Annotated in this window: 13 protein-coding genes; 4 read left to right on the plus strand and 9 right to left on the minus strand. The window is 63.2% G+C overall.

Features of this window, described 5'->3' with window-relative positions; genetic code table 11:
- Together J7392_RS11075 and cysE are read left to right on the plus strand one after the other, a co-directional pair.
- A partial coding sequence (locus tag J7392_RS11075; protein ID WP_209217606.1) for a glycoside hydrolase/phage tail family protein occupies nucleotides 1–3,908 on the plus strand: 3,908 nt, incomplete at its 5' end.
- 98 nt (nucleotides 3,909–4,006) lie between these two features.
- Nucleotides 4,007–4,819: a serine O-acetyltransferase gene (gene cysE, locus J7392_RS11080; protein ID WP_209217607.1), complete on the plus strand. Its 813-nt coding sequence runs from the start codon at nucleotides 4,007–4,009 to the stop codon at nucleotides 4,817–4,819.
- 71 nt (nucleotides 4,820–4,890) lie between these two features.
- On the opposite strand, the gene J7392_RS11085 is transcribed toward cysE, so the two are convergent.
- The 5 genes from J7392_RS11085 to J7392_RS11105 form a co-directional block, all read right to left on the minus strand.
- Nucleotides 4,891–6,246, minus strand: a complete 1,356-nt coding sequence (locus J7392_RS11085; RefSeq protein ID WP_209217608.1) for a pyruvate dehydrogenase complex dihydrolipoamide acetyltransferase — start codon at nucleotides 6,244–6,246, stop codon at nucleotides 4,891–4,893.
- Nucleotides 6,247–6,256: 10 nt separating this feature from the next.
- Entirely contained in the window at nucleotides 6,257–7,648 is a 1,392-nt protein-coding gene (locus J7392_RS11090; RefSeq protein WP_209217609.1) for a pyruvate dehydrogenase complex E1 component subunit beta, read from the minus strand.
- A gap of 4 nt (nucleotides 7,649–7,652) precedes the next feature.
- A complete protein-coding gene (pdhA, locus tag J7392_RS11095; protein WP_209217610.1) occupies nucleotides 7,653–8,660 on the minus strand; it encodes a pyruvate dehydrogenase (acetyl-transferring) E1 component subunit alpha in 1,008 nt (335 codons plus the stop codon).
- Between the two features lie 205 nt (nucleotides 8,661–8,865).
- On the minus strand, nucleotides 8,866–9,165 hold the full coding sequence (locus J7392_RS11100) for a septum formation initiator family protein (protein WP_067265383.1): 300 nt from the start codon (nucleotides 9,163–9,165) through the stop codon (nucleotides 8,866–8,868).
- A 112-nt stretch (nucleotides 9,166–9,277) separates the two neighbouring features.
- Entirely contained in the window at nucleotides 9,278–10,465 is a 1,188-nt protein-coding gene (locus tag J7392_RS11105; RefSeq protein WP_209217611.1) for a phosphoglycerate kinase, read from the minus strand.
- A gap of 127 nt (nucleotides 10,466–10,592) precedes the next feature.
- Here J7392_RS11105 and J7392_RS11110 point away from each other — a divergent pair, with 127 nt between their 5' ends.
- Complete coding sequence (locus J7392_RS11110) at nucleotides 10,593–11,099, plus strand: peptidylprolyl isomerase (RefSeq protein ID WP_174858656.1); 507 nt, start codon at nucleotides 10,593–10,595, stop codon at nucleotides 11,097–11,099.
- Nucleotides 11,092–11,646 (plus strand): peptidylprolyl isomerase, encoded by a 555-nt coding sequence (locus tag J7392_RS11115; protein ID WP_209217612.1) that lies wholly within the window; start codon nucleotides 11,092–11,094, stop codon nucleotides 11,644–11,646. The genes J7392_RS11110 and J7392_RS11115 overlap by 8 nt, the downstream gene beginning before the upstream one ends.
- 231 nt (nucleotides 11,647–11,877) lie before the next feature.
- On the opposite strand, the gene J7392_RS11120 is transcribed toward J7392_RS11115, so the two are convergent.
- From J7392_RS11120 to J7392_RS11135, 4 genes are all read right to left on the minus strand, one after another.
- Nucleotides 11,878–12,378, minus strand: a complete 501-nt coding sequence (locus J7392_RS11120; RefSeq protein ID WP_209217613.1) for a polymer-forming cytoskeletal protein — start codon at nucleotides 12,376–12,378, stop codon at nucleotides 11,878–11,880.
- A complete protein-coding gene (locus J7392_RS11125; RefSeq protein WP_209217614.1) occupies nucleotides 12,368–13,696 on the minus strand; it encodes a M23 family metallopeptidase in 1,329 nt (442 codons plus the stop codon). Before J7392_RS11125 ends, J7392_RS11120 begins: the two co-directional genes overlap by 11 nt.
- A 195-nt stretch (nucleotides 13,697–13,891) precedes the next feature.
- Nucleotides 13,892–14,710 carry a ferritin-like domain-containing protein gene (locus J7392_RS11130; protein WP_209217615.1) on the minus strand — a complete coding sequence of 273 codons (819 nt, stop codon included), beginning with the start codon at nucleotides 14,708–14,710 and terminating at the stop codon, nucleotides 13,892–13,894.
- Nucleotides 14,707–15,180: a peroxiredoxin gene (locus J7392_RS11135; RefSeq protein WP_209217616.1), complete on the minus strand. Its 474-nt coding sequence runs from the start codon at nucleotides 15,178–15,180 to the stop codon at nucleotides 14,707–14,709. Before J7392_RS11135 ends, J7392_RS11130 begins: the two co-directional genes overlap by 4 nt.
- Between the last annotated feature and the right edge of the window lie 83 nt (nucleotides 15,181–15,263).

The following is a 15,263-nucleotide window of genomic DNA, read 5'->3' on the forward strand; positions in this document are numbered from 1 at the left end:
CAGCGGGGGCGGCGGTTGGCGGCTCCATTGGGGGCACGCTGGCGGGGCTGTCTTCGGTCGCGGTGGGCCGCGCGGTGGGGGCGAGCCTTGGGCGGTTGGTGGATCAACGCTTGCTGGGCCAAGGCGGGGAGGCGGTCGAGACCGGTAAGGTTGATCGCTTTCGCCTGACAGGCTCGGGCGAGGGGGCGGCGATCCGGCAGCTTTACGGGCGGATGCGACTGGCGGGGCATGTCATCTGGGCCTCGCAGTTCCAAGAAGTCACCGAAGTCAGCGGCGGTGGCAAGGGCGGCCCGTCGACGCCGAAGACGACCGAATACAGCTATACCGTCAGCCTTGCCATCGCGCTTTGCGAAGGGGAGATCACCAGCGTTGGGCGTATCTGGGCAGATGGGGAGGAGATTGCCCCGGACGATCTGAACATGCGCGTTTACCGGGGCGCGGCGGACCAGCAGCCTGACCCGACCATCGCCGCGATCGAGGGCGCGGACCGGGTGCCGGCCTATCGCGGCACGGCCTATGTGGTGATGGAAGACCTCCCGCTTGCGCAATTTGGCAACCGGGTGCCGCAGTTCTCTTTCGAGGTGCTGCGCCCCGAGCAGCCGCAAGCGCCGGGGTGGGAGCACGCGCCCGCCTATGGTGTTCAGGGGGTCGCCCTGATCCCCGGCACGGGAGAATACGCGCTGGCGACGACCCCTGTGCATTACACCGACGGCCCCGGCAGCCGGTGGAGCGCCAATGTGAACTCGCCCGACGCCAAGACCGATTTCGCGCTGTCCTTGGAAAGTCTGACCGAGGAATTGCCACGGTTGGAAGCCACTTCTCTCGTCGTGTCGTGGTTTGGCGGCGATCTGCGCTGCGGCGACTGCCGCCTGCGGCCCAAGGTCGAAGACCCGGATATCGATGGGGAGAACATGCCTTGGCGGGTCTCTGGCCTGACGCGTGGCACGGCGGAGGTGATCACCCAGCAAGACGCGCGTCCGATCTACGGCGGCACGCCAGCCGATGCCGCGGTGGTCGAGGCCATTCACGCGCTTAAGGCAGTGGGCAAGGCGGTGATGTTCTATCCCTTCATCTTGATGGATCAGACCGAAGGAAACGGCCTGCCGGACCCCTATAGCGATGCCGAGGACCAGCCTCGCCTACCGTGGCGTGGACGGATCACGCTTTCGGTGGCCCCGGGGCGACCGGGCAGCCCGGATGGGTCAGCGGCGGCAGCGGCAGAAGTTGCCGCGTTTTTCGGCATGGTCACAGCGGCGGATTTCACGGTGACCGAGGGCGCGGTGAGCTACCATGGCCCAGCGGAATGGACCCTGTCGCGGTTCATCCTGCACTACGCCGCACTCTGCGCCGCGGCGGGCGGGGTCGAGGCCTTTTGCATCTCTTCTGAAATGCGAGGGCTGACCCAGATACGCGCGGCGGAAAATAGATTCCCTGCGGTGACCGCGCTGCGGGCCTTGGCCGGAGAGGTGCGTGCCTTGCTCGGGCCGGATGCGAAGATCAGCTATGCCGCTGATTGGTCGGAGTATTTTGGCTATCAGCCGCAGGACGGCAGCGGTGATGTTTACTTTCACCTCGATCCGCTGTGGGCCGATCCGCAGATCGATTTCATCGGGATCGACAACTATATGCCGCTGGCCGATTGGCGCGATGAGGAGGGGCATGTCGATGGTGAAGACTGGCCCGCGATTTACGATGTCGGCTATCTAAAATCCAACATCGAAGGCGGTGAGGGGTATGACTGGTACTACCATTCGCCCGAAGCCCGTGCGGCACAGTTCCGAACGCCGATCACCGACGGCGCCCATGATGAACCTTGGGTCTATCGTTACAAAGACCTGCGCCGTTGGTGGCAGAACCATCACAATCCGCGCATCGGTGGAGAACGGCTGGCAGAACCCACGGAATGGCAGCCCATGTCCAAGCCGATCTGGTTCACGGAATACGGCTGTGCAGCAATCGACAAAGGCGCAAACCAGCCCAACAAGTTCCTCGATCTGAAAAGCTCGGAAAGCGCCTTGCCGCATCATTCCACCGGCGCGCGGGACGATCTAATGCAGATGCAATATCTGCGCGCGCTGTCAGAATATTGGCGTGATCCGGCGCGCAACCCGATCTCGGACGAATATGGCGCTCCGATGCTGGATATGTCGCGCGCCTTCGTTTGGGCATGGGACACGCGGCCTTTTCCCTTCTTCCCCAATAATGTCGATCTCTGGAGCGATGGAGAGAATTACAGCCGTGGCCACTGGCTGAACGGGCGGGCCTCGGCGCGGTCGCTGGCCTCGGTCGTGGGCGAGATTTGCCGCCAGGCGGGTGTGGTGCATTTCGATACCTCCGCGCTGTTTGGCTATGTGCGGGCCTATACGGTGGCCGAGGTTGGCGAGGCACGTGCCGCGTTGCAACCGCTGATGCTGCGGTATGGTTTTGACGCGATCGAACGCGATGGGGTCTTGCAGTTTCGGATGCGTGACGGGGCAGATGCGCTGCCCCTCGACCCTGATCGCCTCGCGGTTCACCCCGATCTGAGCGGGCTGACCGAGCAGTTGCGTGAGGCGGAGGCCGAAGTCTCGGGCCGTGTGCGGCTGCGGTTTATTCAGGCCGATGCGGATTTCGACGCGATTGCCGAAGAGGCGGTTCTGGCGGATGAGGCGACCCATGCGGTCACCGGGACCGAGCTGAACATGGCCTTGACCCGAGGCGAGGGGCGGCAGGTGGCCGAACGCTGGCTGACCGAAGCGCGTGTCGCGCGTGAGACGCTGCGGCTGGCATTGCCGCCGTCGCGGATGGCTGTCGGGGCGGGGGATGTGATCGAACTGCCGGGCGATGGGGCGGAGGGGCCGGGGCGCTACCGCGTCGACCGGGCGGAACAGGCCGGTTCCCTGCTGATCGACGGCGTTCGGATCGAGCCCGAAGTCTATGATTCCGCACCGCTTGATGAAGAACTTGCAGCGCTGCGCCCCTTCGTCCCGCCGCTGCCGGTTCTGCCGCAGTTCATGGACCTGCCGCTTTTGCGCGGGGATGAGGTGCCCCATGCGCCGCATCTGGCGGTGACGGCCACCCCTTGGCCGGGGTCCGTCGCGGTCTACCGCTCTGCCGTGGATTCGGACTATGCGCTGAACGCCATCGTGGCGAACCGGTCGATCATGGGCGTTACCCAAACGCCGTTGCACGTAGCACGCCCGGGGTTGATCGACGCGGGGCCAGTGCTGGAGGTCAAATTGACCAGTGGCAGTCTCCAATCCGTTAGCAGAGAGGCGCTTTTGAATGGGGCGAACCTCGCCGCCATCGGGGATGGGAGCGCGGATCGTTGGGAGTTGTTCCAGTTTCAGGCAGCGCAGCTTGTCGCCCCAATGACCTATTGGCTGACCGGTCGTTTGCGCGGGCAGGCGGGCAGCGATGGGTTGATGCCCGAGGTTTGGCCCGCCGGATCGCGCTTTGTGCTGATGAACGGGACGCCACAGCAGGTCGAGCTGAGCCCGCATCTGCGCCGCGTGGCACAGCATTACCGCATCGGGCCTGCGCGGCGACCGGTGGATGACCCCTCTTACCTGCATCAGGTTCATGCCTTTGACGGGAATGGTCTGCGGCCCTACAGCCCCTGTCATCTGCGGGCCGAGGCTGGGGCCAGTGGCGATATCACCCTTAGCTGGATTCGCCGAACGCGGATCGACGGCGACGCTTGGGAGGGGCCGGAGGTGCCGCTTGGTGAGGAAAGTGAACGCTATCTCTTACGCGTTTACGAAGGCGGCGAGCAGCGGCGGGAGGTGCTGCTCGATACGCCGCGGTGGACCTATAGCACCGCGGCACGGGCGGCGGATGGCGTCAGCGGGGCGTTTGACGTGACGGTGGCGCAGGTCTCGGCCACATATGGCGCGGGAGCGGCTACAGGTTTGGCCGTCCCCGGATAGGCCCGCGCGTTATCACGATTTTGAGCATGTTCGGATTTACAAATGGTCCTGCGCTATTGCATGAGCTACCCTTACGGCAGAGTGAAGGAGCCCGTGCCATGGCGCAGACACGCAGAAATATCTCGAAAGTGGACCCGGTCTGGGACCAGATTCAGCAAGAAGCCGAGGATGCGGTGCGTGATGAGCCGTTGATCGGCGGCTTTGTGCATGCCTGTATCCTGCACCATAAATCTATCGAGAATGCGCTTTCCTACCGCATCGCGGCCAAGCTTTCGTCGAACGAGATGTCGATGATGGTCGTGCGCGAGATGGTCGAAGAAGCCTATGCCGAAGACCCCGATCTCGTCGCCGCGGCGCGTGCCGATCTCGTGGCCATCTATGACCGCGACCCGGCCTGCCACCGTTTGTTGCAGCCGATTCTATATTTCAAAGGCTATCAGGCGGTGCAGGCATACCGTGTGGGCCACTACCTCTATGCTAAGGGCAAGCGCGATCTGGCCTATTTCATCCAGATGCGGGTGAGCGAGATTTTTGGCGTGGATATCCATCCGGCGGCCAAGATGGGCAAGGGCATCATGATCGACCACGCGCATTCCATCGTCATCGGTGAGACGGCGGTGGTGGGCGACAACGTCTCGATGCTGCATTCGGTGACCCTTGGCGGCACCGGCAAAGAGGAAGAGGACCGTCACCCCAAGATCGGCAATGGCGTGCTGATTGGCGCAGGGGCGAAGGTTCTGGGCAATATCTCTATCGGCCATTGCAGCCGTATTGCGGCGGGGTCGGTGGTGCTGGAGCCTGTGCCAGCCTGCAAAACCGTCGCCGGGATCCCCGCGCGGATCGTTGGGGAGGCGGGTTGCGATCAGCCCTCGATGTCGATGAACCATCTCTTCGGGCCAGACGCCGAATAGGGGCAGATGCCAGTATCGCAATAAAAAAGCCGGGGCATGCCCCGGCTTTTTTCGTTTGTGAGATGCCGCCCTTAGGCCAGCATGATCACCGGATTTTCAAGGTTCTCGACAATCGCGTTCAACAGCTGGGCCCCGAGCGCCCCGTCGATCACGCGGTGGTCGACCGAGAGGGTCACGGACATGACTGTCGCCGCCGTGATTTCACCGTCCTTGCCGATGATCGGTTTCTTCACGCCCGCGCCCACGGCGAGGATCGCACCATGCGGCGGGTTGATGACCGCGTCGAAATTGTCGATCCCGAACATCCCAAGGTTGGAGATGGCAAAGCTGCCGCCCTGATACTCATGCGGCGCCAGCTTGCGGTCGCGGGCGCGGGTGGCGAGGTCTTTCATCTGCGCCGAGAGGGTCGAGAGCGACTTGGTGTCGGCGTCCTGTAGGACCGGTGTGAAGAGCCCGCCTTCGATGGCCACCGCCACGGCCACATCCGAGGGCTTGAGCTTCAGAATACGATCCCCGGCCCAGACCGCATTGGCATTGGGCACCGATTGCAGCGCCAACGCACAGGCTTTGATGATGAAGTCGTTGACCGAAAGCTTCACGCCCCGGGCTTCGAGCTGCTTGTTCAGATCACTGCGGAAAGACAGCAGCGCGTCGATTTGAATATCGCGGCGCAGGTAGAAATGCGGGACCGTCTGCTTGGCCTCGGTGAGCCGCGCGGCGATGGTCTTGCGCATGCCGTCGAGCTTGACCTCTTCGACCTCGCGGTCGGCGTACATCTTGCGCACGGCGTCTGAGGAGGGGCCAGCAGGAGCAGGCTGTGTCACCGGCGCGGCGTCCTTGGCGGCGGCGGGGCTGTCGGCCTTGGCAGCTGTCGGCTGGGCGCTTTCCACATCGGCTTTGACAATCCGACCACGCGGGCCGCTGCCCTCGATCTGGGTGAGGTCGAGACCCTTGTCCGCCGCGATCCGGCGAGCGAGGGGGGAGGCGAAGATGCGCCCGCCCTTGTCGTCCTTGGGCGCGGCGGGGGCTTTGGCGTCGCTCTTGGGCGGCGCGTCATTCGCATCCGTCGCACCGCGGCCATAGCCCGCTTCGGGCGTTTCGGCCTCGTCTGCTTTGGGCGCTTCCTCGGCCTGAGGTTTCTCTTCTTTGGCCGGGGCGGCGCTGTCGATATCATCGGCGCTTTCGCCTTCCTCGAGCAGCACGGCGATCGGCGTGTTTACCTTCACGCCTTCGCTGCCTTCAGCGATCAAGATCTTGCCGATGGTGCCTTCGTCGACGGCTTCGAATTCCATCGTGGCCTTGTCGGTTTCGATCTCGGCGAGGATGTCACCGGAGGCGACCTCGTCCCCCTCTTTGACCAGCCACTTGGCGAGCGTGCCTTCCTCCATCGTGGGCGAAAGGGCGGGCATGAGAATTTCTGTGGGCATGATCCGCTCCTTACCGGTAGGTGACTTTGCGCACGGCCTCGATCACCTCGTCGGTGGTGACCAGCGCGTGTTTTTCGAGGTTGGCGGCATAGGGCATGGGCACGTCCTTGCCGGTGCAGGTGATGACCGGGGCGTCGAGGTAGTCGAACGCCTCCTGCATGATCACGCCGCTGATGTAGCCACCGACCGAGCCCTGCGGCCAGCCTTCTTCGACGGTCACGCAGCGGTTGGTCTTCATCACGGATTTCAGGATCGTGTCGGTGTCCATCGGGCGCAGGGTGCGCAGGTCGATGATCTCGGCTTCAATGCCCTCTTCGGCCAGCTTCTCAGCCGCTTCCAGCGCATAGGTCATGCCAATGCCGAAGCTGACGATGGTGACATCCGCGCCCTCGCGCCAGATGCGGGCCTTGCCGAAGGGGACGGTGTAATCCTCGATGTCCGGCACATCGAAGCTGCGACCGTAGAGAATTTCGTTCTCAAGGAAGATCACCGGGTTCGGGTCACGGATCGCGGACTTCATCAAGCCTTTGTAATCGCTGGCCGAATAGGGCATCGCGACCTTGAGGCCGGGGATCTGCATGAACCAAGCGGCGTAGTCTTGGGAGTGCTGGGCGCCGACGCGGGCCGCAGCGCCGTTGGGGCCGCGGAAGACCATGGGCGCGCCCATCTGGCCGCCGGACATATAAAGCGTCTTGGCCGCGGAGTTGATGATCTGGTCCATCGCCTGCATGGCGAAGTTGAAGGTCATGAACTCGACGATCGGGCGCAGACCGCCGAAGGCCGCGCCGACGCCGATGCCGGCAAAGCCGTGCTCGGTGATCGGCGTGTCGATCACGCGCTTGGCGCCGAATTCGTCCAGCAGACCTTGGGAGATTTTATAGGCGCCTTGGTACTCGGCGACTTCCTCGCCCATGAGCAAGACGTTCTCGTCGCGGCGCATCTCTTCGGCCATGGCGTCGCGCAGCGCTTCGCGCACGGTCTGCTGCTTCATCTCGGTGCCCTCTGGCCAGTCGGGGCTGGTGTCGGGCTCGGGCTGTTTCTTGCCCTCGGCGGGGGTGGCGCGGTCATCGTCCGAGGATTTGGCCTCAGCGGGTTTCGCCTCTTCGCCCTTGTCCTCGGCGGGGGCGGATTTCGCGGTGTCGATGTCGTCCGCGCTTTCGCCTTCTTCCAAGAGCACGGCGATGGCGGTGTTCACCTTCACGCCTTCGGTGCCTTCTTCGATCAGGATCTTGCCGATGGTGCCTTCGTCCACGGCCTCGAATTCCATCGTGGCCTTGTCGGTCTCGATCTCGGCGAGGATGTCACCGGAGGAGACTTCGTCGCCTTCCTTGACCAGCCATTTGGCCAGCGTGCCTTCTTCCATGGTGGGGCTGAGGGCGGGCATGAGAATTTCGGTTGCCATTGCTTCAGGCCTCCTGCGGAACTTCGGTTGCGTAGATGTCGGTCCAGAGCTCATCAAGCGCGGGCTCCGGGCTTTCCTTGGCGAAATCGGCGCTTTCGTTCACGATCTGCTTGATCTCCTTGTCGATGGCCTTGAGATCTTCCTCGCTCGCGTGGTTCCCCTCTAACAGCAGGCTGCGCACGGCCTCGATCGGGTCGCGTTCGTCGCGCATTTTCTGCACTTCCTCGCGGGTGCGGTATTTCGCGGGGTCGGACATGGAGTGGCCGCGGTAGCGGTAGGTCTTGATCTCCAGAATATAGGGGCCGTCCTTGCGGGCGTGTTCCACGGCCTTCTGACCGGCTTCCTTGACCGCCAGCACATCCATGCCGTCGACCGCCTCACCGGGGATGCCGAAGGCGCGGCCGCGCTCCCAGATCTCGGCCGAGGAGGTCGAGCGCTGCTGCGAGGTGCCCATGGCGTATTGGTTGTTCTCGATCACGAAGATCACCGGCAGTTTCCACAGAGCGGCCATGTTGAAGGTCTCGTAGACCTGGCCCTGGTTCGCCGCACCATCGCCGAAATAGGTGAAGGTGACGCGCCCGTTGCCCTTGTATTGATCGGCAAAGGCAAGGCCCGCGCCAAGCGGCACCTGCGCCGCCACGATGCCATGGCCGCCATAAAAATGCTTCTCTTTCGAGAACATATGCATCGAGCCGCCCTTGCCCTTGGAATAACCGCCCTCGCGGCCCGTAAGCTCGGCCATGACGCCGTTAGGGTCCATGCCGCAGGCCAGCATATGGCCGTGGTCGCGGTAGGAGGTGATGCGCTTGTCGCCGTCCTCGGCAGCGGCCTCAAGGCCGACAACGACCGCTTCTTGTCCGATATAGAGGTGACAGAACCCCCCGATCAGCCCCATGCCGTAAAGTTGTCCGGCTTTCTCTTCAAACCGCCGGATCAGCAGCATGTCGCGGTAGTAGCTGGTCAGCTCCTCCGCCGAGACATTGGGTTTCTTGCTCGATTTCCTCGCGGCCATGGACGTCTCCTCCGTCGGCTTTGGTCAGGTGCCAAAAGTAGTTTAGCGTTAAACTATTCCCTAACGCATTCCAGAATGGATTGCGAGAGACTTTGTGACGTGGTGCGCGCACCACGGCTGACAAGGCGAAGGAGGCCAGAGATTTGGTGTGATTGCAAGGCCGCAGGCGCAGGGCAGGGGCCAATAGACGATAAGCCGCGAAAGCTTAGCGAATGACGATCTCATCGGTGCGGACCATGCCCAGCACCTTGCGCGCGCGTTCGTCCAGAAGATCAAGGTCGAGGTAGTCGTCCGACAGGCGGCGGGTCAGGTTCTCCATCCGGGCCACCTCAGCGCGGACCTCGGCCAAACGGTCGCTCAGCTTTTGGTTCTCGGCCACGATCTCGGTCCGGCGGAACAGGCCGAAATCCCCCTGCACGGCGGCAAAGGTGAAATACAGGCTCAGCGCGAAAGCGATTGCGAAGAACAACAATGTGCCGAAAGCCGGTCGGGTGTTGCGTGTCATGGTTCTGCCTCTGCGTCTCTTGGCGGACGTGACATCAGTATGACACAGGCGATTCGTCATGGGAATCCCACAATTGCGGGAAACCCGTTGTTTTTAGCGGTAAATCGCCTTTTTACGCAGCCGACCCATCCAATGCGGCGACGCCGGGCAGGGTCTTGCCTTCCATCCATTCAAGGAAGGCGCCCCCGGCGGTGGAGATATAGGTGAAATCATCCGCCACGCGCGCTTGGTTCAGCGCCGCGACCGTGTCACCGCCCCCGGCGACGGAGGTCAGTATGCCTTCGCGGGTCTTTGCGGCGGCGGCTTGGGCGGCGGCGACGGTGGCGGTGTCGAAGGGCGGGATTTCAAAGGCCCCCATGGGGCCGTTCCAGATCAGGGTGCGCAGGTCGGCGAAGGCCGTCTCGACCAATGCGACGGTCTCAGGGCCCGCGTCGAGCACCATCTGATCTGTCGCGAGCTTCGCATCAGAGCCAAGCGGGGCGACCTCATGGGCCGCGCCCTTGGCGAACTCCCGCGCGACCAGACCATCGACCGGCAGGATGACCCGGCAGCCCGCCTTCTCGGCCTGCGCCATGATGTCCTTGGCCGTGTCGTAATAGTCCGGCTCTTCCAGCGATTTGCCCAGATCGGCCCCAAGTGCGGCAAGGAAGGTGTTTGCCATGCCGCCGCCGATGACCAAGACGTCGAGCCGGTTCACGAGGTTCTCCAAAAGCGCGATCTTGGTCGAGACTTTGGCCCCGCCCACGACAGCGCCCACCGGGCGTTCGGGCTTGGCCAATGCCGCCTCCAGCGCCGAGAGCTCCGCCTGCATCAAGCGCCCTGCGCAGGCAGGCAGCAGCCGCGCCAGCGCCTCGGTCGAGGCATGGGCGCGGTGCGCGGCAGAGAAGGCATCGTTGCAATAGATATCGCCAAGCGCGGCCAGTTGGCGGGCGAAATCTTCGTCATTGGCCTCTTCACCGGGGTAGAAGCGGATGTTCTCCATGAGTTGCAGATCGGCCTGCGCGTCGCCTGCGGCGTCCAACGATGGCAGGAATGCCACGTCGCGGCCCAGTGCCTTTTCCAGCGCGGGGAGGACTTGGCGCAGGCTCATCTCCTCGACGACCTTGCCCTTGGGCCGTCCGAAATGGGCCAGCAGCGTCACCTTGCCGCCGCGCGACAGGATGTCGTCCACCGTGGGCACAATCCGCTCGATCCGCGTGGCATCGGTGACGCGGCCCTCTTCGACCGGCACGTTGATGTCGACCCGCAAGAGCACGCGCTTGCCGTCCAGTTCCATATCGTCCAGTGATTTCCAGCCCATCGATCTTCTCCCAATCCAATCTCTTGCGCTGTGTTTTGCTGTTATCTGGCCTCAGGTCAATGCGCGGCTTGGCAATCGCGGCCAAGCTCCTTAGGTATCTGGCAAAGACAAACCAAAGGATTGCCCCATGGCCGAGATCAAAGACCCCGAGAACACCATCCTGATGGAGCTGAAAGGCGGCACCGTCACCATCGAACTGATGCCCGACCTTGCGCCCAAACATGTGGAGCGGATGAAGGAACTGGCCCGCGCCGGGAAATATGACAATGTCGCCTTCCACCGCGTGATCGAAGGATTCATGGCCCAGACCGGCGACGTGGCCAACGGCAACATGGAAGACAACTTCAACCTGCGCGCGGCGGGCACTGGCGGCTCGGACCTGCCGAACCTGCCCGCAGAATTCTCCAAGGTTCCGCATGCACGCGGCACCATCGGTGCGGCCCGTTCGGCCAACCCCGACAGCGCCAACAGCCAGTTCTTCATCAACTTCAAGGACAATGACTTCCTCAACGGTCAATACACCGTTTACGGGCAGGTCATTTCCGGCATGGAGCATGTCGACGCGATCACCCGGGGCGAGCCGCCTGCGAACCCTGACCGCATGATCTCCGTCAAGGTGGCCGCAGATGCGTAAGATCGCCACCTCCAGCGCAGTTCTCGCGCTTCTCGGCTCGGCGGCGATGGCCACCGGGCTCGAGATCGAGGTCGCGGGCGAGGCCAATGGCACCGTCAAGATCGACCTGCTCGAAGACGTCGCGCCCAACCACGTGGCGCAGATCACCGAACTGGCCGAGGAAGGCGCCTATGACGGGGTGGTCTTCCACCGCGTGATCGACGGCTTCATGGCCCAGACCGGCGACGTGCAGTTCGGCCGCGCCGATGGCGACACTGCCCGCGCGGGCATGGGCGGCTCCGAGAAGCCCGACCTCAAGGCCGAGTTCTCGGATATCGCTTATGAGAAAGGCGTCGTCGGCATGGCCCGTAGCCAGAGCCCGAACAGCGCCAACAGCCAGTTCTTCATCATGTTCGACGAAGCACCTTTCCTCAACGGTCAGTACACCGTTGTTGGCAAGGTTACCGAAGGGCAGGACGTGGTCGATGCCATCAAGCGCGGCACCGGCCCGAACGGGGCCGTCGTCGGCACGCCGGACGTGATGAAAACGGTCACGGTGACCGAGTAACGTCCCGACGAGCATCGCGTGGGGTGGGCTTGCTCTCCCCACGCATCGGCCTGCTCAGGCCGTGATGAAATGAGCGTTATCGCCAGTGGTCTGCCATCAGCGCGGCGCGGCGCATATCCCGACCTACTGATATTGGCGAAGCGGGCAGGGCGCAGGATAGACCGTCCCCCCAAAAGCAAACAGGCGCCGCATTGTCTGCGACGCCTGCGAATGGTTCAGCTTGCCGAAGCCTTAGGACGCCGGGTTCGGCTTCTGCGCCGGAGCGGATTTCGCGCCGGGGTTCAGCGGATCGTCCTGACGCTGCACGGAGCCTTCGAAATGCGCGCCGGATTCGATCGCGATGGTTTTGTGGATGATGTCGCCCTCGACCCGTGCGGTCGATGTCAGGCGCACCTTGAGGCCACGCACGCGGCCCACGATGCGGCCATTGATCACCACGTCATCGGCAACCACTTCGCCCTTGATCGTCGCCGTCTCACCGATGGTCAGCAGATGAGCGCGGATGTCGCCTTCGACGGTGCCTTCAACCTGAACGTCGCCCGTCGTTTTCATGTTGCCGGTCACATGCAGATCCGAAGACAGAACGGATGCAGGGGGCTTTGCCTTGGGCGCGCTGGCCTTGAATTCGCTCTGCTTAGAGGGCGCGGGGGCCGAGGATGCACCGGAGGGTGCCGGTTTGGACACATCTGCATCCTGAGGGGCGGGATCGTTGATTTTGCTTTTAGAAAACATCGTTTGCAGCCTTGATATAGATCATGGGGTTAACAGCCTTGCCACCTACGCGGACTTCATAGTGGAGATGGACACCGGTGACCCGTCCTGATGCTCCCATATCACCAATATGCTGCCCGCGCGAGACTCTTTGACCAACTTTCACGCGCAGCTTGGACATGTGGGCATAACGGGTCTCAATGCCGAACTCATGCTGGATCTTGACCAGACGGCCATAGCCCGAGGACCAGCCTGCGTGAATCACCACGCCATCGGCGGTCGCATAAAGCGGCGTGCCCATCCCGGCGGCAAAGTCGACGCCCTTGTGCATCCGGCGGCCGCCGGTCTTGGGGTCGCGGCGATAGCCGAACTGGCTGGTGAAGCGGAAAGCGTTTTTGACCGGGTTCGCGAAGGGCGCCTTTTCGGCGGCGATGCGGTAGAGGTTCAACCGGTCCATCTGGCCCAGCAGCTTGTTCGCACGCAGCGTGTCGGGGCTCAGCTCTTCGCCGCGGGTGGTGAAGGAGAGCGGCGTCATCGGCCCGCCTTGGCCCGAATAGCCCCGGCGCACGGTGGCGAGGATCCGGTCAGTCGGCATGCCCGCGCTGCGGAACATCTTGTCGAGCGGGGCGACGGAAACGCTCATCGCTTCTTCAAGCTGGCGGAAGATCGCGTCGTTCTGATCGCGCATCAACGCGATCTCTTGCGCCATTTCATCGGCCTGCAGCAGCGCATCCTGCGCGTCGACCACAACTTTGTCGCGCTCTGCCGCGGTGCGTGCCAGAGCTTGGGCAAGGAAATCGACCGGCGCTTGGTCGGCATCGGCGCGCAGGCTGCCCGCTTCGCCATTCTCAAGGCTGCCTTCCAGTTCGGCCAGTTTCAGCCGGGCCTTCTGGCGGTCTTTCATCGTGTCGCGCAGGGTGGATTGGATCACCTCGATCCCGGTTTCCAATTCGCGGCGGCGCGTCTCAGAGGCCAGCAGTTCGGACTGCATGACGGAAATTTGTGTCAGCGCGGCGTTAAAGCGGTCTTGGGCGGCAAGCGCCTCTTCGGCGCGCAGGTCACGCTGTGCGGAAAGCTCGTTCAGCCGGGCCTGATAGGTGCGCTGGTCGCGTTTGGCCTGTTCGCGGAAATTGCCGGAGCCAATGCTGTCCATCAAGATGATGGCGGTGGCGATGATGGCCCAAGAGACCAGAAAGGCCGATCCCGCCAGCCCGATAATCTGGGTGCCGGGCCGCAGGCGGATGAAACGTGTGTCGCTGTCGGATTTCAGAAAGACGCGGCGTTCGGGAAAGTAATGCTCAAGCAGAGCATGCGTCTTGATGGCAATCCGTGTGCGCACGTTTTCGTCCTTTGTCCCGTCCCGTCGGTGCGCGGGGCCTCCGCCCCATCCGCGCCCAACGTCAATAGCCAGTGCCCGCGAATGGGGCAACCCTATTGACCCGCGCCTGCGCGGCATTCCCCCATTCGCCTGAAAAAGCGCTTTTTAATTGGCAAAAATCCGCCGATACCAAGCACTTGCTGCGTCAGACCCTGTTCAGCTTGGCCCGCCATCCGCGGTCAGGGGCCAGTAGAAATCTGGCGGGATTCCCGCCTCGGCGCGCTTTTCCTCGTTGAAGGGCGGCTTGAGATCGCCGTGGAAATACTTGCGCACGAGGGCATGAAAACGGTCCTTTGGGTCGTCGTCATGGCGGCCACAGAGGAAGTGAAACCACTTGCTGCCATAGGCCACATGGGCGACCTCTTCGGCATAGATCGTCTCAAGCGCGGCCACGGCGCTGTCGGCCTTCGCTTTGCGGAAAATCTCGATCATGCCGGGGGTCACATCAAGGCCGCGGGCCTCCAGCACCATCGGCACCACGGCGAGGCGGCCCATCAGATCGTCCACCGTGTCTTCGGCGGCGCGCCACATGCCGGCATGGGCGGGCATGGCGCCGTAATGGCTCCCCATTTCCTCAAGACAATCGCACATCAGGTTGAAATGTTTGGATTCGTCATCCGCCGCTTTGACCCAATCGTCATAAAAGCCCAAGGGCAGCGGCACATGGGAGAAGCGGGCGATCACATCCCAATGCAGATCCACGGCGTTCAACTCGATATGCGCCACGGCATGAAGCAGCGCCGCGCGGCCTTCGGGCGTGCCGGGGCGGCGGCGCGGGACGTCGCGGGGCGAGAGCAACTCGGGCTGTGCGGGCCGGGCAGGGTGCAGCGGCGGGTCGGCGCGGCCCACTTCGGGGCGTTCACCGGCCTCCCGGGCCGAGAGCCACTGCGCCGCATATTTCCGCGACAGGGCCGTCTTCTCGCGCCCATCCGCCGTGCGCAGCACCGCCTCGGCCATTTCCGCCAGCGGCATCATGCGCCGCGCACCGCGTCGAGCACGGCATCCACATGGCCCGGCACCTTCACCTTGCGCCAGACCTGCGCGATCTGCCCTTCGGCGTCGATCAGATAGGTCGCGCGTTCAATGCCCATGGATTTCTTGCCGTACATGTTCTTTTCGACCCAGACCTCATAGGCTTCGGTTACCGCGCCATCGGTGTCTGACAAAAGCGGCACCGTCAGCGCGTGTTTGGCGGCGAATTTGTCGTGTTTCTCCATACTGTCGCGCGAAATGCCGAAGACCTGCACGCCTGCCTCGGCGAAGTCAGACAAACGCTCGGAAAAGCCGATCGATTCCTTGGTGCAGCCGGGCGTGTCGTCGCGCGGGTAGAAGAACAGAACCACCGGCGCGCCGCGCAAGGCAGAGAGCGTGATCTCGCCACCGCCGGTCACGGGAAGGGTGAAATCCGGGGCCGGTTGGCCGGGTTGGGGTCCGATCTGCGACATGGGGCGGTTCCTTTGGCTTGTGTAGGGTCGTTCAGGGCTGTCATACTGCATCTGATTTGACAACGTCAAAGCCGCCCCAGAAA

It is taken from the genome of Sulfitobacter sp. R18_1, assembly GCF_017743915.1.
Lineage (GTDB): Bacteria > Pseudomonadota > Alphaproteobacteria > Rhodobacterales > Rhodobacteraceae > Sulfitobacter > Sulfitobacter faviae.

Bases quoted from the DNA above. Each gene is read 5' to 3' on its own strand.
- J7392_RS11085 (WP_209217608.1), bottom strand. From the start codon at position 6,246: ATGCCCACAGAAATTCTCATGCCCGCCCTTTCGCCCACGATGGAGGAA.
- J7392_RS11120 (WP_209217613.1), bottom strand. From the start codon at position 12,378: ATGTTTTCTAAAAGCAAAATCAACGATCCCGCCCCTCAGGATGCAGAT.
- J7392_RS11130 (WP_209217615.1), bottom strand. From the start codon at position 14,710: ATGATGCCGCTGGCGGAAATGGCCGAGGCGGTGCTGCGCACGGCGGAT.
- J7392_RS11115 (WP_209217612.1), top strand. From the start codon at position 11,092: ATGCGTAAGATCGCCACCTCCAGCGCAGTTCTCGCGCTTCTCGGCTCG.
- J7392_RS11100 (WP_067265383.1), bottom strand. From the start codon at position 9,165: ATGACACGCAACACCCGACCGGCTTTCGGCACATTGTTGTTCTTCGCA.
- J7392_RS11110 (WP_174858656.1), top strand. From the start codon at position 10,593: ATGGCCGAGATCAAAGACCCCGAGAACACCATCCTGATGGAGCTGAAA.
- J7392_RS11105 (WP_209217611.1), bottom strand. From the start codon at position 10,465: ATGGGCTGGAAATCACTGGACGATATGGAACTGGACGGCAAGCGCGTG.
- J7392_RS11090 (WP_209217609.1), bottom strand. From the start codon at position 7,648: ATGGCAACCGAAATTCTCATGCCCGCCCTCAGCCCCACCATGGAAGAA.
- cysE (WP_209217607.1), top strand. From the start codon at position 4,007: ATGGCGCAGACACGCAGAAATATCTCGAAAGTGGACCCGGTCTGGGAC.
- pdhA (WP_209217610.1), bottom strand. From the start codon at position 8,660: ATGGCCGCGAGGAAATCGAGCAAGAAACCCAATGTCTCGGCGGAGGAG.
- J7392_RS11135 (WP_209217616.1), bottom strand. From the start codon at position 15,180: ATGTCGCAGATCGGACCCCAACCCGGCCAACCGGCCCCGGATTTCACC.